Here is a 16,923-nt window from a genome sequence, read left to right as displayed (position 1 = left end):
ATTTTTGCTATAATGGCAACAAAACTATTTAATTTTTATATCACTACTCTATAGATTTGAAAGGAAATATCATCAAATCATTTGAAAAACTCAATTTACATCCCGATATTTTAAAAGCCATAGCTCATGCAAAGTATGAGCAAACAACGGTCATACAGAACAAGGTCATACCCCCGGCACTTAAAGGCGCAGACATACTTGGTGCATCAAAGTCCGGTACGGGAAAAACAGCCGCCTATGTATTGCCCCTGCTCAATAAACTGCAGAAAATCGTAAAACATGACCAAAAAGTTGTGAGAGCGCTGATCATTGTTCCTACCATCGAGCTTGTAGACCAGGTCTCTCGTACAATCACCGATTTTAGCAGATATCTGGATATTAAGAATGTAAAGATTCAAGGTGGGATACACAAGAGTGCACAACTTGAAAGGCTCTCCCAGGGAGCTGACATTATTGTTGCTACACCAGGAAGATTACAAAACTTCATAGAAGATAAAAAGATCAACCTCGATTACATCAATACTGTGATCTTAGATGAAGCAGATACGATGCTTGAACTTGGGTTTCTAAGTGAAATACAAGGCATACTCAAGCATTGTGTGCAACCCAAACAGACTATGATGTTCTCTGCAACCATTTCACAGAATATTAAAAAACTTGCGAAAGAGTTTTTACGTGACCCGGCTATAGTAGAAGTAAGCCAACGAAGGGATGTTGTTGATTTCATTGCACACAGAGCCTATAAAGTTGATAAAGCCAGAAAAGCAGAACTAACAGCAAAACTCATCCAGGATATGCACTTAGATCAAGTCTTGTTATTTGCCAGTACAAAAGAGTCTGCCAATAAGATCTATGAATACCTAAGAAGTCAAAATATACGTACCTCCATTATACACGGTGACCTTACAAGAGGTGCCAGAGCAAAATCCCTGGCTCTTTTGAAAAGCGGGAAAACACAGGTTTTGGTAGCCACAGACATTGCGGCTAGGGGTATAGATATCAAAGAACTCTCTATGGTCATTAATTATGACATGCCTGAAGGGACGGATGACTTTACACACCGTGTAGGAAGAACCGGTAGAGCGAACCATAAGGGATCGGTCATTTCTATTTTAACCACGAGAGATTATGATGTTTTCTCTAAAATGGAAAGAAATTTACGCCTGAATATCAAGAGAGAGATCTATCCAGGTTTTGAACTGACAGACAAACAGCCAAGACAAAAGCAGCCAAAGAAAAAGTCACTGATCGAGAGAAAAGGAAAATTTGACTTTCATAAACAAAAGATGCAGAAGAAAAGTGCGCAAAAAAAGAGCGCTCAAACAAAGAAGAAGCAACCAGGACGAAAAAAATAAAAATATTACAGTAGTGGTGCAAACACTTTCATCACATTTTCAAAAGCTTCACGCAGTTTAGATGGCTTTTCCATTCCTCTACTTGAATGGTTTATCAATCCATTCATCCAACTTTCAATACTCTCTATAAATTGTGGAGAGTAGACAAATGTGACCACCTCATAATTCAAAAAAAGACTGCGATTGTCAAAATTGACCGATCCTACCATACCACCGACATTATCAAAAAGTATGGCCTTTGCATGCAGCATTTCACCTTCATACAAAACCACGTCCGCACCTATCTCATCGAGTTCACGCATATATGCACTTCTTCCCATATCCGCCAGGAGATGATCAGAATTTTTAGGGGTGATCAACTTGATATCAACCCCTTTATGATGGGCTATGACCAATGCCTGTATCATATTTTCATCTGGTACAAAATAAGGGGTGACGATCCAGATACGTTTTTTCGCATTATAGATAGCATTCAAAAGTGCCTCATAAAGTGCATCGGTTGGAATATCCGGACCTGAGGGAACCACTTGTACCCTACTCTCTCCCTCGCATGACTCTTCTATCTTAAGCTCTATGTTCTTCTCTTCTTTGGTCGCATAGATCCAGTCATTTTGAAAAATATGATAAAAATGGTAAACAGAAGGTCCCTTCAAACAGTAAAGCAGGTCTTCCCGGCGTTTAGTGCCATCCGCTTCTCCCATATATTCATTACTCAGGTTCATACCGCCGCTGAGCAGGGTCGTTTGATCAAAGAGATAAATTTTGCGATGATTTCGAAGGTTAATATAGTTTTGAAACGGTCTTTTCAAAATAGGCGTAAAAAATGCCACTTCCCCACCCGCTTCTTTTAATGCTTTAAAGCCTTTTTGATTGAAGCTGGCCCCCATAGAGCCCACCAGGTCCATGAGTAGTCGAACTTTAATGCCCTCTTCGGCCTTTTTAGTAAGTGCACCTAACATGACTTTAGTCATAGTATCAAATTCAAAAATATAGGTACAGATATCGATACTCTGTTTTGCCTGATCGATCTCTTTGAGCATGCGTTCATACGCTTCTGTATTATTCGTAATCAGTTCAAAGCTATTTCCTGTTGTTGCAGGAGGCATCCCGTTCTTCTGCAAAAGATTTTGAAAAGCATGATGTGCATCATCTGATTCATGAAGGGGATGTTCACAGGCATGATCAAACTTCACATACTCTTTTTTATTTTTTCCTTCACGCTTTCGTATACCGATAAGAAAATAGAGCGGGACAACAATGTAAGGTAAAAAGAAAATAGACAACATCCATGAGATCATACTGGTAGGAGAGCGTTTTTGATAGAGAATATGACTGAGTGCAGAGAAAACAAAAATACCGGCAAGTATAACCAGAAAATAAGTACTGATAAACTGTAAAGGTGTAACGTCGATGGGTGACTCCTCTCTGAATACGTTTTGAAAGCCTCAATCCTTTTATGAATTGATTATAACATAAAGAGAAGTTTTGAAAGCAAACTTTTATAAGTATCAAACAGAACTATCGAGAGATATAAGCCTCTGGCCTAGATCTCTTATGATCCATTAAACCTGTGAACTTGTATGTGGTACTTTGATCTTTGTTCCATTGTTTTCAATTTTCTCTTTGATTTTTTCTGTTTCTGATCTCTCATTAGGCTTTTTCACCTCTTTTCCATTTCCTGCAGGCTGTGCAAGACTCTTTTTCTTCTGAAGTGTTAAAACAAGCAAGCCATTTTTATATTCGCTTTTTAAACTTCTGGGATCTGCATCTTGGGGTAATGTTTCACTGCGTTGTATCATGCTCACGTAATGCTGTTGCATTTTCATATTCGACTCGTTACTCTTCTTGATCGTATCTACCGTTGCTTTTAAATGTAAAACACCGTCATTAATGGAAATATCTATCTGATTGTTTTGATTTTCGGGTATTTGTGTATGGTACTCATAATGGGTACCTTTGTCTTCCAATAAAGTGGCTGTTCTCGTACGATTGCCTGGTATGAATGTTTGTTTCGTAGGGTAATTCCAGAGTTTAGTACGTTGATTCATACGCTCTTGCATACGTTCAAAGACCTTATCCATCTCTTTTTGCATCTGATACATCTCTTTAAAAATATCATCGCCGAATGGATCATCAAAAAAAGGATCATTTGCCTGTAGTGAAACCATGGTTATCAATGGCAAAATAAGAAATGAGATTTTTTTTGTAAACATATTATGCTCCTTATGATCTATACTGTTGTAAAAATTATAAAAAACATAGGTTAATCGTTTTTTAACACTTTTGTGACTTTTCATGGTGAAACTTCCCATATAGAACATTTTATAAGGCTTTCTATTGAAAGGTACAAAATTATCTCCTACAGACGCCGATACAGCATATAGTATATGTTATAGCTAAAACCTTATAAAATTGAGTTCTTCTTGCCTGCTATAGTCCATGTTTAATTACAAGCAAATTTACCATTACAAATAATTTCCAGCATGATACTAAAGACCAAGACACAACAAGGTCCAACAAAAGAAATTAATGTATATTTAGCCAAAACTAGGTTAGTAGCTAACTTTTGATTCCTAAAGAAAAGATAGCTACCGTAAAGTACAGTTAATGGATAAAGCCAAAGTGAATATGCTAATCCTAAAGTAATAAAATTAGAGCCTGAAACTGGTGCATCGAACATGAATATACTCAAGAAAATACCAAGCGGCCACGCTACAACTAATAACACTAACATAATATTTAACAGATAAAGGATAGCTTTCAAGTGAACTCCTTTTATTTAGTCTTTTATTTAGTAATGTAATCAAACACTAATGTTAAACCCAATAGAGGTAACCCAATCATAAAACTTATATTTCTAATCTTTGTAAAAAAGTATCTAGCCCAATTCTCTTTCATTAGTTTTTTTTCATCTTCTGTACGTATAGCTAAAGGTATTTAAGAGATCTTTTCGTAACCTTTAAACTGAGTTCTATTTAGGTGACAGCCAGCATAAATTGTTTGAACAACAAATAAAAATACCCCTACCCCTATCAAAACAATACTAATAAGTCCTATGCAATACATCACTTCCCTTTTCCAATTTATTGTTAATAATATGTATTGACAAAGTTACTCATATAACCATACTACTGTCATTTACTATTCCATCTTTAATCATATTTTTATTATCAATGTCATCTATTTCATTTGTCTGATAATGGAACAAAAGAGTATCATCGTGATATAACCTATACCAAGTAATTCTAGAAAAATTAAAAGGGTTTCTAGTCGATATAACATGAATTTTTGAAATAGGTATTTTACTCAGGATTTTTTCATTCTTCTTAATTATCAAGTATTCACCATCTCTACAAACTTGATCATATGACATGATTCGATGAAGTTTAGCGGCAACATCAAGAACTCCTGCACAGACCAAAAAAACAAGAGCCCAAATTCCCATATTGCCTGCATCAAATTTATCAACAATAATATATGCTAGAGCACCTATAAGCATTAATAGGAATATAGTTTTTATCCGTATAGAATCTTTATCATTAGGGTATTTAAAGCACCAACTATCATTCACAACGTTATTCATTTAACATCCATCTAATTCCTAATTATTAAACATTTAGTGATACTTATGAATGTAAAATCCAAACACATTTTTCTGTCCAGAAACTTCAACATCATCCCAATAATGATTTAGTCTGTTAAAAGCCCTTTTACTATCAAAAAACTCTTTTGTTACACACAGTTTTCCATAATAAAATGAATCCTCTAGTTGAAGATATTGATCACAGGCTAAAAAAGCTCTCGCAGGTCTTGTACCTTTGTTCTTTATTGTATATTTTGCTGTATGGTCTGATGTATCAATATACTGTGTTATTAGAGGCACAGTGTTAAAAAATAATAATGTATTTAAATGTGCAAATACTGGGATCGCTAACAATAAAACTATTTCCTTTGATATAGTTTTCCCAAAGAGATTTATCTGTTCCATATACGCTTGCCTATGCGGAACAGAAACGACTACCAACCAAATTGCAAAGATCCATATAAAAACATAAGAAAAAAGAGCATAACCGTGACTTGGTATAAATGTAGCTTGAGAAAGTACCCCTATGATAATGGCAAGTGGATAGATAATCCATACTAATTTGTATGTTTTGTTTGAAATCTTAAACAATGTACTCCCTCTAATTTTGACTGTGAAAGCCGACGATATATTAAAGGAGTAAAGTGTCCTTTATAATGTAACAGTTAATATTATAAGTATATCAAAAACATCTTGTTTTAATAACCTTATAAAGTATATAAGTTTCTAAGGTTTTCTGTTTTGTATTTTAATACTTAGCATCTGTAACGAATTTCATTGGATTTTAGTGTTTTTGTTAGAACTGATAGTCCATACGGTATAATAATACATAAAAGTATGAGGATGAGTGTATGGTGGAAAATGGTGTTGCTTACTTGGTTCTACTTATCATCATTGCCTCATCCATCGTTTTTCTTGAAAAAAAGACCCAACACAAACTTTTTGAGTCTCTTCCAGCCATTGTGATCATCTACTTTACAGTCATGATTTTTTCAACCTTTGGTTTATGGAAAAAAACCGAATCTATCACAGAAACATATACATTTCTGAAATCCTACCTGCTTCCAGCCATGATCTTTCTCATGTTACTCTCTGCAGATATGAGACAGATCTTTAAACTAGGAAAGAAGATGTTACTTACTTTCTTTCTGGCCTCTGTAAGCATTGCCATCGGATTCATAGGTACTTTTTCTCTTTTCCATACCTATTTTGAGCCTGGTTCATGGAAAGCTTTTGCTGCACTCTCAGGCTCCTGGATGGGAGGTACGGGAAATATGGTAGCCATACAGGGTGCCCTTGACCTGCCTGACTCTTCTATGGGGTACACACTGCTCATCGACTCTATAGATTACGCCATTTGGGTAATGATATTGCTTGCTCTGGTACCTTTTTCGAGAACATTCAACCTATGGAGCAAGGCTGATACTTCGATCATAGATGAAGTAGGAGAGAAACTTACTCTTCTTAATGAAAAACATAAAAGACCGATGAGCTTGTTCTCTCTTTTTATCTTACTAGCCAGTTCTCTGATCATCTCTTATCTGGCACAGTCTATGGCTATATATCTGCCTACGACCCCATTTCTTACAATGAGCACATGGGTGGTTATCATCGCTACACTCTCAGGCATACTCTTTGCTATGACACCATTGGCAAAGCTCTCTGGAAATTCACAACTTGGAAGTATCATGCTCTACCTGATAGTGGCACTTATCGCTTCACGTGCCAACTTTACAGAACTGACCGAAGCACCTCTTTATATCGTATCTGGATTTGTGATCATTCTTATACATGGCAGTATCATGGTACTCTTTGCAAAACTCTTTAGGCTTGACCTTTTCTCTTTGGGTGTAGCGTCCTTAGCCAATATAGGGGGTGTTGCCTCAGCCCCTATATTGGCCTCAGCTTACTCAAAAGCACTCATTCCTATAGGTGTACTTATGGCAATGATGGGATACATCGTAGGGACCTTTGGCGGACTGATGGTGGGTAAGATATTAGAGATGATAGCCCAATAAACAGAGCCATAAACTACACCATGATATAATTATTTAATATATGTAAAGGGAAATTGAACACTCCATGAAAATAAGCAATATACGGACAATGACACTCAAAGCACCGCTTAAAAATCCTTTTGTCACCTCTTTGCGTCGTGTAGATGCTCTGGAGGATCTCGTGGTTCTCATTGAATGTGATGACGGATCCATAGGTTATGGTGAAGGTGCTCCCACACCTGTCATTACAGGCGAGACCATGGGCTCTATGATCGCTGCTGTCGAGTATATCAAGCCATTTATCATAGGTCTTGATATAGAAGAGTTTGATGTTATATTAAATAATATACACACATCCATTCTGAAAAACACTACGGCCAAATCTGCCCTTGAGATAGCACTTTACGACTTGAAAGCCAAATCTCTCAAGCAGCCTCTTTATCAAATGCTTGGTGGTACAAAAAGAAATTTCAAAACGGATATTACCATCAGCATGGGAGACATTGACAAAATGGTGTCAGACAGTCTTAATGCGGTGAATCTGGGCTATGATACACTGAAAATAAAAATAGGAGATGATCCCAAAAAAGATGTGGAACGCGTCATTGCTATACATGAGGCACTGGATAAGAATATCACACTAAGACTTGATGCAAACCAGGGCTGGACAGCAGAAGAGAGTGTAGATCTCTTATATGCTTTGGAAAAACAGGGCATTATCGCTGAATTTATAGAACAGCCAGTTGCAGCAGATGATATAGAGGGACTACGTTACATCAAAGAGAGAGTCCAGACCCCCCTACTTGCAGATGAATCCATATTTTCTGTAAAAGATGCAAAAAGATTGCTTGAAATGGAGGCTATAGACTATGTCAATATCAAATTGGCGAAGACAGCAGGTATCACGCAAGCTTTGGCATTGGCAGATCTCTCTAAAACATTCGGTGTCAAATGTATGATCGGATGTATGCTTGAAGGTCCCATCTCTGTAGCTGCCGGAGTTCATGTCGCTTCTGCCAAGGCAGATATCATTACGATGCTTGATCTGGATGCTGTGAGTTTATTGGCTTCTCATCCCGTAAAGACATCCATTGTTTTTAATGAAAGTGAGATCAGGCTCTCTGAAGATATTGGCTTAGGAGTATTGTATTAGATAAGGTAGATGATCTCTCTTGCCGCAGTCTATACTCTCAACCCAGACTATAAGTATTCGATCTCTCCAAGTTTGGTAAAGAATACTTTATTGAATGCTTTCTCCTGTCTGATGTCAATGTATTTTTCCACCATGGTAAAAATAATTTCCTGAATTGTGTAGGATGTTGTTTTAACCTCTGTTTGGACACAGTAGCTGGATTTTCCACCGTGCATACGTACATTGGACATCAGGATCTCTGCAAATTGTTCTCCACCCTCCATGTCTGTGGACTGGCAAAGAAGTACATAGATATTATTGGTTTTATCGATCTCATACAAAATATCAGTTTGACGCTTCCACTTATCAAGGAGGCTCTCCAGCTTCAGATCATCAGATGAAAATAGGATCATCGTAAAGGACAACCCCTCTTTACGATCCATAAGATAATAAAGAAATTCCACTGTACTTCTTAATCTATCCATCATTTTTTGTGCTAATTTAATCTCATCTTCATGAAATGACAGGTCATTTTTATTTCTTCTTTCAAATGTAAGCATACTATACCTTTCGCATTAAGATAATAAAACTGCATTATTTTCAATTATAACAAATTTATATAAATTTTTCACTACGCAATACACTAAGATATCATTACACTTTTGCTATAATGTCTGCATGAAAAAGATCACGCTAATATTTTTACTATCAACTACATATATATTTTCTAATATCAATGCTGTAGTAAGCATTTTACCTGAACAGACATTTGTCAAAGCGATAGGAGGCGATAAGGTGAATGTATCCCTTATGGTAGAGCCTGGTAATTCACCACACACCTATGAGCCAAAGCCTTCACAGATGGTAGAGATCGCAAAAGCACATCTTTACTTTGCCATTGATGTGGAATTCGAAGATGTTTGGCTATCTAAATTTAAAAACCTGAACCCTAATATGCAGATCATTGATCTTGCAGACAATATCAGCAAAATAGAGATAGAAGCAGAACATGAAGAAGAGACACATGATCATCACAGTGCACATAAACATGAAGGTGAAGATCCACACGTCTGGACAGCCCCTGCAAATGTCAAGATCATCGCACGAAACATTTATAACGCCTTAAAGAAAGAAGATCCTGAGAACAGTGACTACTACAAAAAAAACCTTGATAGGTTTTTAACTTCTATTGATGAGACTGATCAAGAGATCACCGACATACTTTCACCTTTAAAAGATGGCGAGAAGTTCATGGTATTTCACCCCTCATGGGGCTACTTTGCTAAAGCCTATAATCTAAAACAAATAGCTGTAGAAGTGGAAGGTAAAGAGCCCAAGCCCAAAGAACTGATACATCTACTCGAAGAGGCAAAAGAAGAGAAAGTCAAAGCCATTTTTACCCAACCGGAGTTTTCAGATACTGTTGCCAAGATCATTGCCAAAGAGTTACAAATACCTGTAGTGAAAGTATCACCCCTGGCACCCAACTGGTCTGAAAACCTCATAAATATCGCCAAAGCGATCGCAGGTAAGCACTGAGATGTCAGTCATTGATATCAAAAATGTTTCATTTGCTTATGACAAGCAGATGATCTTGGAAAACATTAACCTAAATGTAGAAGAGAAAGATTTCTTAGCCATCATTGGCCCAAATGGCGGAGGTAAATCTACCCTGCTCAAACTCATTTTAGGTCTCCTTAAACCACAAAAAGGTTCTATCTCTGTCTTAGGTAAAGCACCATCAAAGAGTCTTACACAAATTGGCTATGTTCCACAAAACACAAATGTGAACACTGACTTTCCTATCAAGGTCATTGAAGTGGTCATGATGGGACATGTGGGAGGTAAAAAACCTCTCTTTGGTTACGGTAAAGAGGAAATACTCTGTGCTATGGGTGCCTTGACTCAAGTAGGTATGGAGAACTTTGCCCAAACCAAGATAGGGGCACTCTCCGGCGGACAGCGTCAAAGAGTGATGATAGCCCGTGCTCTCTGTGCACATCCTCAAATACTCATACTGGATGAACCAACATCAAGCATAGATATCTCAGGACAAAAAGAGATCTATGAGTTGATAAAAAAACTCAATGAAAGTATTACCATACTGGTAGTCAGCCACGATATCTCTGTCATATTAGAATATGCTAACAAAGCAGCCCATGTTAATAAAAGTCTCTCCTATCACGACATTTCAGACAAAACAAAGACTTTCCATACTCATGGTGATGAGGACCATTTCTGTGAAGTAGAGCTGCTGCAAATGTTAGGCCGTGAGAACTGCGACAGTTGTGAACCCGAACCTACACCAAAATGGAGAACAAAAAAATGATAGAAGCGCTCCAGTTTGAATTTATACAGCATGCACTTTTAGCAGGATTACTGGTTAGTTTTGCTGCGGGTATCATCGGATCGCTCATCGTGGTCAATCGGATGGTCTTTTTGGCAGGGGGCATTGCACATACCTCTTATGGAGGTATCGGTCTTGCTGTCTATTTCGGATTGCCTATTTTTCTGGGTGCTTCCCTCTTTGCCGTAGGTGCTGCCCTGCTTATAGCAGGACTGACACTCAAAAAACGTCATCGTATGGATACCTTTATCGGTCTTATTTGGGCAGTGGGTATGGCGATCGGTGTAATATTTGTTGACCTTACCCCCGGATATAATGTAGATCTTATGAGTTATCTTTTTGGTTCTATACTAGCAGTAAGTTCTGAAGATCTCTACTTTATGGGTACTTTACTTGTACTTATACTTATGGTTATCACCTTCTGGTATAGAGATATTTTAGCCGTCTCCTATGACAGCGAATATGCAGGTCTACGTGATGTCAATGTCAGATTTTTCTACACACTCATACTGATACTCTCAGCACTTACGGTTGTCATAGCCATTAAAGTGGTAGGACTGATCCTGGTCATAGCGATGCTTACCATTCCTGTATATATCGCAGAAAAGCTTTCAAGCTCTCTGTTTTCTATGATGTTCCTCTCAGGAGCCATTGCAACACTTTTTACACTTGTGGGCTTATGGTTCTCCTATACCTATAATCTGACCTCAGGTGCTTCTATTATTATCGTATCTGCTGTTTCTCTGGGTACTTTTTTACTTTTTCATAAAGAAAAATAAGATGCTAAAAATGATCACTCTGGCTTTTTTACTGCTTCTATGTTTCACTGCATGCTCACCTCGTATAGGTGTAGGTGTGGGAGGAGGCGTCGCCTCATCTGACAGTATCGCTACTACAGAAGTATATGCAGACAGTGAAAGCGGTGTCCATGGAAGTGTTTCTATGGGTACAGTTTTGGGGCTTTAAAGTTTTATCCCCCCCTTGACTATATATCATTCAATACTTTTCTCTTTATCAGACTCTCTAGACTGATAATAGGATTCAAATGCTTTACCATCCAAAGCTTTTGAATAATAATATCCTTGTATCATATCACATCCTATTTCTTTAAGATACTCTACCTGATATGCTTCTTCTACTCCTTCTGCGATAGTCGTCACATCTATGGCATGTGAAAGATTTATGATCGCATTCAATAAATGAACGGGTTTTTTATCTGGTGTAATTCCATCAATAAAACTTTTGTCTATCTTTATCGAAGAAATGGGTGTATCTTTCAAATACGTTAATGAGGAATAGCCTGTTCCAAAATCATCCAAACGGAAAGTCATACCATCATGCTGCATTTTATTCAACATTGCCATAGTGGTTTCTCTATACTGCATTAATGTATATTCTGTGATCTCTAAACTTATTTTTTTTATATCTACATCATATTTTTTTATAATGGCATTCATCACATCATAAAAATTGGTTGCATGCATATGCTTGACAGAAAGATTAATAGACATATTAACATCGATCCCATTCTTCGACCATTCTTTTTGCTGTTTACATGCTCTATCAAATACCCATACCCCTATTTCTTTCACGCAACATCCTTTTTCAACAAAAGGAATAAATTCAGTTGGATAAATTGTCCCTTTGACTGGATGTTCCCAGCGTATCAATGCTTCCACAGCTACTACTTTCCCACTGCTAATGTCAATAATAGGCTGATATTTTAAACTAAATTCATTATGTTCAAAAGCATATCTAATCTCTTTTTCAAGTTCTATCTCTGATTGAATTTTCTTTCCAAGCTCTATTGAGAAGAAAACGACCCTATTACGTCCTTCGTGTTTCGCCTGATACATTGCTATATCTACATTTTTAAGCAAAGTTATCACATCATTACCATCTTCAGGATACATCACACCACCAATGCTCATACCGATAATAATATCATTTCCTTCTATATGGAATGGTTCTTTAAATTTTGCAATTAGTTTCTGAAGTTTCAAAAAAATATCAACATTATTGATTGTATCAATAATGATTAGAAACTCATCACCACCCAATCGTCCAATATGATCTAGTGTGCGTATCTCAGATTGTAATACTTTAGCTATCTCTTTTAACAGTAGATCACCTATATCATGACCATAATTGTCATTGACCTTTTTAAAGTGGTCAAGATCGATCATTACTACAGCAAAAGGATGTTTATTTTTTTTTGCTTCAATGATCTTTTTTTTCAAGATCTCTTCAATTGCCTTTCGATTATATACACCTGTTAAAGTATCAAAATAGGCAAGTTCTTTTAACTCTTTTAGATTATTCTGTAAATTTTGGGAGAGATGATTAAACTCCCGTATGTAAAATTTTGGAATTCTCTGGACAATTCCACGTAAAAAATCGTCGACGATCATGATCGGCTTCATGATAAGATTTTTAATATAGAGTAAATAAAATATTACTACCCCGATAAAAAAGAGTAATGGATAGATAATCTGTACTCCAATACGCTGTTGAACACTATTAGTTATATATTTTTTGTCCATCTTTACATACATACTATAATGAACTATATTATCATGATCGATCACTTTAATATCTGAACGTAACAGATCTATATTCGATATATTATCTGTATTCAGTTGACGTAAAGAGATAGTATTTTCCTCTTTGAAATAATTCTTTTCATATAAATAATCTGATGTACGTAAAAGTGTGCCGTCCTCTTTAACTACATAAATCTCTTTGATCATACGTGATCCTGCTTTTTGTCGATCAAGATACGCTTTTAGGTTAATCGTATCTTGATTATTTAGTATCGCTTTAATATCAAACTTCATATCCGACACTGATTCTCGTAAATTATCGATCATAATAGTATGGATATGTTTTACGGTCTGGGTATAATGTAAAAGTATTGTTATAACAAAAAATCCAACAAACAATACCATGAATGTCAAATTTAATTTTTTAAAACTCATCTACCGGTTCCAATATATTGTGGGCTGGAATGTGATGTAATTCCAGCTGCTTCATAAGAGGTAATGAACGGTCATCATAGATCCACTGTATAGAAGTAAGTGCCTGCAAAAACGCATTTTTATCTTTATAATTAAAGTAGATCTGAACCGTAGAAAAATACTCTTCCGGGTCTTCTTTTAAATGATTCAATGCTTTAGAGATCAATTTGTTCAATACGGCCAGTTCTTCTGCATATTTTTCTCTTGTTTTCAGATCGGTATAGAGTGCATCCATCACAAAAAAAGAGAGATTTTTTGTCGTATCCACTACTTTATATCCATTTTTTTTCAACAGAATGTCATAAGGTGTATAGGTAATGATAAGTGTAGGTTCATCTTTCATTTCAAGCATGGAACTATTATCTGAATCTTTATTGATCAAGTGTAACACTGATAGGTTAATACCATATAACTCTGTAAAATTATCAAGCAATACTTTATTGACACTATCTATCTCTAAATAGACATTTATTTTTTGAGCCTTTTGCAATGTTTCTATATCACGGTTTCCCATGATAACATCTCCGCCAATAGAACGATCAAGTAGTATTATAGGCTCTAAATCTGGCGTTTTTTTCTGCATTTGTTCAAATTCATATTGTGTTCCGGTAAATGCATTGACAAAACCTGATTCATACATTTGCATATTTTCAGAGAGTGAAACCACATTAACGATTTCTATGTTGTGATCTTTCAGCCACCCTTTTTGTTGCATATAAAAAAATGGAGAATAGCCGATCCATAAATTTGTAGAGATACGTAATGGCTGAGAAATAGAAATGGTACAACCGATTACTATAGAAAATATAACAAAAGCAAACACTATAAAGTTATTTTTCAATATTGTCAACCTTTTGAAACGAAAGGATTATTGTGTATAATAAAATATAATATTTACTATTGTATCTATTTTATCTTTAATCTATCTAGCTTTTCGTATGAGAAGAAGATACCCCACAAGCCCCCACAGTATTATAGAACTCCCTATCGCGACTATTCCTGATTCTTCCTCTATATGCACTAAAGAAGCAGGATTGATCTCAGATGTAGAAAAGATATAGTCCAATCCTAAGCCAAACACAATACTCCCCACAATGATACTTCCCAAATAGATCGTAAGCGAGCGTGTTCCAAGCATTTTTTTTACTACCCCTATGGTCACGGTATTGGTTGCAGGACCTGCAGAGAGGAAGACAAAAGCTGCTCCTGCACTCACACCTGAGAGCATCAACCCGGCAGCGATAGGCAAGGATGCCGTAGCACAGACATACATCGGCACCGCAATCGCTATCACAATGATATAAGAGAGCCATGAATACTCTATAAGGATATCGCTGATGCTTTGAGGGATCGCTACGCTGATCAGTGCACCCAAAAGCAGACCCCACATAAGCGGCTTGGCAATGTCACCTAAAAGGGTAATAAAAGCATACCGTAAGGCACCCGTGAGCCAAAAACTTTTTGTTTCTGTCGCGCAACATGAAGCTGACTCAGAGCAACAGCTTTCCTCTTCTTTTTTTGCCATAGAAAATACAGGAGAGAAGGTATTAGGTGCTTTCACAGCAGAAAATGCAGGTTTTACGGCTGCCACCTCTTTATCAAAAAGATTGGCCAGAATACCTGACACCATTGCTATGATCATAGAAGTAATGACACGGTAAATCGTAAATATCCATCCAAATATCCCATAGGTTGCCATAATAGAATCTACTCCTGTTATAGGTGTGGATATCAAAAATGAAAGTGTCGATCCTTTGCTTGCACCACTCTTTTTAATACTAGTCGCCAAAGGGATCACCCCGCATGAACATACAGGCAGGGGAATACCAAAAAGCGTGGCTTTGATCACAGAGAATATATTGCCTTTCCCTAAATGTTTGGTTACAAGGGTATCGGGCACAAACTCATGCAAAATACCTGCAAATATCAGACCAAAAAGTATGTAGGGAGCCATCGCATTGCTAAGCTCTATCAGTGCAGTGATAAATTCAGTGATGTATTCCATAGATTTCCTTAAAATATTTATACATGTATAACTTTATTCCCATAAATAAAACCTGAAAACATTTGTATATCATTATATCTTGTATCCAAGGTCAGTGACTCAAAAAGACTCTAAAATTTAACTTACATGACGAATTTGAAAAGGTGTAAAATTTTTAGATTTAAAACTGATACCTAATAAATAATTGAACCAGTTCATCCTCACTTAACAAACCGATATGTCTGTAAACCTCTTTACCTTCTTTATCATAAATAATTTGAGTTGGAATCATCATTATATTAAGGATTGAAGCGGCTTCACGCTCTTTTTTTACATTGATGAAATGGATATTGTACACAGGGTTTTCCTGTACTATTTTATACAGCATACTGCCCATGATCTTGCAGCTATGACAAGTATCTGAACCTACTTCTAAGAAGTAAGGTTTCCCCTTACCGATACTTTGCTGTATCTTCTTGTATGAACTCTCTTTAAGCATATGGTCTTCACCAAAAGCCATTGATACACAAAACACTAAAAAAACTGTTATGATTAATTTCATTTTATCTCCTAAAACTGTAAAACGGCTTGCCAGGCAAAATAGAAACCTATACCTATAAGCATCAACGCAAAGCCTTTATTGATGGAATTCGACACTTTTGCAACTACTACACTTGATGATATACTTTGTGCAAAACCAACTGAAATACCTGCAATCAAAAGAAGCATTGAATGTCCTAAAGCAAATGTCAGAATAAGGGCATAAGCATACATATATCCACTGTTTGCCGCAATGGTAATGATCGAAACAAGAGGTGCTGATGCACATGGTGTACTCACTAGACCAAAGATAACTCCTATCAGGAACCCTCCAAAGAGGCGAAACTTGATCAGATGCATCATAAGTGAAGATTTATCAATTTGACCAAAAACTCCCCAAGCATACAAACCGATTGATATACTCAAAAATGAGGCAGCTAAATATGCCCAAACTGGTGCAACTGAAAAAAAACCTCCAAATTTGGCGACAATAAATCCCAAAATAGAAAAACTGATCATGACACCTAAAGCGAACAAAGTTGCAAAGGCATAGGTATAGAATGCTTTTTTTCTACCTTCCAAATCTTTATTCAGAGCTACAGAACTTCCTACTAAAAGTGGTACAGACACCAAAGAACATGGAGCGATAGCTGTAATACTCCCTGCACCGAAAGCACCGAGAAATGCCAGAAGAGAATTTGATTCTAGTAAGGCAAGTATACTCTCTTGCATCATTATCCGTTTATCAGTGCAACAACTTCATCTACACTCAATAGTTTTCCTGTACTTACAACTTTACCATCTATCACAAGTCCAGGTGTACTCACTACCTGATACTCCATGATCTTCATGATATCATCGACTTTTTCTATTTGGGCGAACTTTCCGCTTTTCGCAACAGCTTCTTTTACAACCTTTTCCAAGGCAACACACTTGGCACATCCGGTTCCTAATACTTCGATCTTCAT

Annotated in this window: 19 protein-coding genes; 7 read left to right on the top strand and 12 right to left on the bottom strand. The window is 36.7% G+C overall.

The window, feature by feature from the left end; translation table 11 throughout:
• The first annotated feature begins 56 nt into the window (after nt 1-56).
• Nucleotides 57-1,355 (top strand): DEAD/DEAH box helicase, encoded by a 1,299-nt coding sequence (locus tag SULAR_RS02410; RefSeq protein WP_008242625.1) that lies wholly within the window; start codon nt 57-59, stop codon nt 1,353-1,355.
• 5 nt (nt 1,356-1,360) lie between these two features.
• Here SULAR_RS02410 and SULAR_RS02405 read toward each other — a convergent pair whose 3' ends face one another.
• The 5 genes from SULAR_RS02405 to SULAR_RS02385 all read right to left on the bottom strand — a co-directional run bounded on the left by SULAR_RS02405 (nt 1,361) and on the right by SULAR_RS02385 (nt 5,529).
• A complete protein-coding gene (locus SULAR_RS02405; protein WP_255344704.1) occupies nt 1,361-2,710 on the bottom strand; it encodes a phospholipase D-like domain-containing protein in 1,350 nt (449 codons plus the stop codon).
• A 207-nt stretch (nt 2,711-2,917) separates the two neighbouring features.
• Nucleotides 2,918-3,568, bottom strand: a complete 651-nt coding sequence (locus tag SULAR_RS02400; RefSeq protein ID WP_008242621.1) for an Hsp20/alpha crystallin family protein — start codon at nt 3,566-3,568, stop codon at nt 2,918-2,920.
• 230 nt (nt 3,569-3,798) lie between these two features.
• Nucleotides 3,799-4,119 (bottom strand): hypothetical protein, encoded by a 321-nt coding sequence (locus SULAR_RS02395; protein ID WP_008242620.1) that lies wholly within the window; start codon nt 4,117-4,119, stop codon nt 3,799-3,801.
• 351 nt (nt 4,120-4,470) lie between these two features.
• Complete coding sequence (locus SULAR_RS02390) at nt 4,471-4,938, bottom strand: hypothetical protein (RefSeq protein ID WP_008242619.1); 468 nt, start codon at nt 4,936-4,938, stop codon at nt 4,471-4,473.
• A gap of 33 nt (nt 4,939-4,971) precedes the next feature.
• Nucleotides 4,972-5,529 (bottom strand): hypothetical protein, encoded by a 558-nt coding sequence (locus SULAR_RS02385; RefSeq protein WP_008242618.1) that lies wholly within the window; start codon nt 5,527-5,529, stop codon nt 4,972-4,974.
• 260 nt (nt 5,530-5,789) lie between these two features.
• Between SULAR_RS02385 and SULAR_RS02380 the strand changes: the two genes are divergently transcribed.
• Both SULAR_RS02380 and SULAR_RS02375 read left to right on the top strand, forming a co-directional pair.
• On the top strand, nt 5,790-6,956 hold the full coding sequence (locus tag SULAR_RS02380; protein WP_008242617.1) for a DUF819 domain-containing protein: 1,167 nt from the start codon (nt 5,790-5,792) through the stop codon (nt 6,954-6,956).
• Between the two features lie 64 nt (nt 6,957-7,020).
• Nucleotides 7,021-8,088 carry a dipeptide epimerase gene (locus SULAR_RS02375; RefSeq protein WP_037999883.1) on the top strand — a complete coding sequence of 356 codons (1,068 nt, stop codon included), beginning with the start codon at nt 7,021-7,023 and terminating at the stop codon, nt 8,086-8,088.
• A 47-nt stretch (nt 8,089-8,135) separates the two neighbouring features.
• Here SULAR_RS02375 and SULAR_RS02370 read toward each other — a convergent pair whose 3' ends face one another.
• Nucleotides 8,136-8,627 carry a hypothetical protein gene (locus SULAR_RS02370; RefSeq protein ID WP_008242612.1) on the bottom strand — a complete coding sequence of 164 codons (492 nt, stop codon included), beginning with the start codon at nt 8,625-8,627 and terminating at the stop codon, nt 8,136-8,138.
• A 118-nt stretch (nt 8,628-8,745) separates the two neighbouring features.
• Between SULAR_RS02370 and SULAR_RS02365 the strand changes: the two genes are divergently transcribed.
• The 4 genes from SULAR_RS02365 to SULAR_RS02350 are packed head-to-tail and all read left to right on the top strand — an operon-like array spanning nt 8,746 to nt 11,380.
• Entirely contained in the window at nt 8,746-9,606 is an 861-nt protein-coding gene (locus SULAR_RS02365) for a metal ABC transporter solute-binding protein, Zn/Mn family (RefSeq protein ID WP_037999882.1), read from the top strand.
• A 1-nt stretch (nt 9,607) separates the two neighbouring features.
• A complete protein-coding gene (locus tag SULAR_RS02360) occupies nt 9,608-10,396 on the top strand; it encodes a metal ABC transporter ATP-binding protein (RefSeq protein WP_008242608.1) in 789 nt (262 codons plus the stop codon).
• Nucleotides 10,393-11,193, top strand: a complete 801-nt coding sequence (locus SULAR_RS02355) for a metal ABC transporter permease (RefSeq protein WP_008242606.1) — start codon at nt 10,393-10,395, stop codon at nt 11,191-11,193. Before SULAR_RS02360 ends, SULAR_RS02355 begins: the two co-directional genes overlap by 4 nt.
• A 1-nt stretch (nt 11,194) precedes the next feature.
• On the top strand, nt 11,195-11,380 hold the full coding sequence (locus tag SULAR_RS02350; RefSeq protein ID WP_008242605.1) for a hypothetical protein: 186 nt from the start codon (nt 11,195-11,197) through the stop codon (nt 11,378-11,380).
• Nucleotides 11,381-11,406: 26 nt separating this feature from the next.
• On the opposite strand, the gene SULAR_RS10825 is transcribed toward SULAR_RS02350, so the two are convergent.
• The 6 genes from SULAR_RS10825 to SULAR_RS02320 form a co-directional block, all read right to left on the bottom strand.
• Complete coding sequence (locus tag SULAR_RS10825) at nt 11,407-13,392, bottom strand: bifunctional diguanylate cyclase/phosphodiesterase (RefSeq protein WP_008242604.1); 1,986 nt, start codon at nt 13,390-13,392, stop codon at nt 11,407-11,409.
• Complete coding sequence (locus tag SULAR_RS02340; RefSeq protein ID WP_008242603.1) at nt 13,382-14,272, bottom strand: nitrate ABC transporter substrate-binding proteins; 891 nt, start codon at nt 14,270-14,272, stop codon at nt 13,382-13,384. Before SULAR_RS02340 ends, SULAR_RS10825 begins: the two co-directional genes overlap by 11 nt.
• 81 nt (nt 14,273-14,353) lie before the next feature.
• Complete coding sequence (locus SULAR_RS02335; RefSeq protein WP_008242602.1) at nt 14,354-15,436, bottom strand: SO_0444 family Cu/Zn efflux transporter; 1,083 nt, start codon at nt 15,434-15,436, stop codon at nt 14,354-14,356.
• 160 nt (nt 15,437-15,596) lie between these two features.
• Nucleotides 15,597-15,977, bottom strand: coding sequence for a thioredoxin family protein (locus tag SULAR_RS02330; protein ID WP_008242601.1), 381 nt, complete (start codon nt 15,975-15,977; stop codon nt 15,597-15,599).
• Between the two features lie 8 nt (nt 15,978-15,985).
• Nucleotides 15,986-16,687 carry a cytochrome c biogenesis CcdA family protein gene (locus SULAR_RS02325; protein WP_008242598.1) on the bottom strand — a complete coding sequence of 234 codons (702 nt, stop codon included), beginning with the start codon at nt 16,685-16,687 and terminating at the stop codon, nt 15,986-15,988.
• Nucleotides 16,688-16,689: 2 nt separating this feature from the next.
• The gene (locus SULAR_RS02320) at nt 16,690-16,923 is read right to left on the bottom strand and encodes a thioredoxin family protein (RefSeq protein ID WP_008242595.1); all 234 of its coding nucleotides are present in this window, start codon (nt 16,921-16,923) and stop codon (nt 16,690-16,692) included.

It is taken from the genome of Sulfurovum sp. AR, assembly GCF_000296775.1.
Taxonomy (GTDB): domain Bacteria; phylum Campylobacterota; class Campylobacteria; order Campylobacterales; family Sulfurovaceae; genus Sulfurovum; species Sulfurovum xiamenensis.
The sequence above is the reverse complement of the archived record's forward strand: the minus strand, read 5'-3'. Positions and strand labels throughout refer to the sequence as shown.

Bases quoted from the DNA above. Each gene is read 5' to 3' on its own strand.
- SULAR_RS02355 (WP_008242606.1), top strand. From the start codon at position 10,393: ATGATAGAAGCGCTCCAGTTTGAATTTATACAGCATGCACTTTTAGCA.
- SULAR_RS02380 (WP_008242617.1), top strand. From the start codon at position 5,790: ATGGTGGAAAATGGTGTTGCTTACTTGGTTCTACTTATCATCATTGCC.
- SULAR_RS02335 (WP_008242602.1), bottom strand. From the start codon at position 15,436: ATGGAATACATCACTGAATTTATCACTGCACTGATAGAGCTTAGCAAT.
- SULAR_RS02330 (WP_008242601.1), bottom strand. From the start codon at position 15,977: ATGAAATTAATCATAACAGTTTTTTTAGTGTTTTGTGTATCAATGGCT.
- SULAR_RS02365 (WP_037999882.1), top strand. From the start codon at position 8,746: ATGAAAAAGATCACGCTAATATTTTTACTATCAACTACATATATATTT.
- SULAR_RS02375 (WP_037999883.1), top strand. From the start codon at position 7,021: ATGAAAATAAGCAATATACGGACAATGACACTCAAAGCACCGCTTAAA.
- SULAR_RS02350 (WP_008242605.1), top strand. From the start codon at position 11,195: ATGCTAAAAATGATCACTCTGGCTTTTTTACTGCTTCTATGTTTCACT.
- SULAR_RS02400 (WP_008242621.1), bottom strand. From the start codon at position 3,568: ATGTTTACAAAAAAAATCTCATTTCTTATTTTGCCATTGATAACCATG.
- SULAR_RS02320 (WP_008242595.1), bottom strand. From the start codon at position 16,923: ATGAAGATCGAAGTATTAGGAACCGGATGTGCCAAGTGTGTTGCCTTG.
- SULAR_RS02390 (WP_008242619.1), bottom strand. From the start codon at position 4,938: ATGAATAACGTTGTGAATGATAGTTGGTGCTTTAAATACCCTAATGAT.
- SULAR_RS02370 (WP_008242612.1), bottom strand. From the start codon at position 8,627: ATGCTTACATTTGAAAGAAGAAATAAAAATGACCTGTCATTTCATGAA.
- SULAR_RS02360 (WP_008242608.1), top strand. From the start codon at position 9,608: ATGTCAGTCATTGATATCAAAAATGTTTCATTTGCTTATGACAAGCAG.
- SULAR_RS10825 (WP_008242604.1), bottom strand. From the start codon at position 13,392: ATGAGTTTTAAAAAATTAAATTTGACATTCATGGTATTGTTTGTTGGA.
- SULAR_RS02325 (WP_008242598.1), bottom strand. From the start codon at position 16,687: ATGCAAGAGAGTATACTTGCCTTACTAGAATCAAATTCTCTTCTGGCA.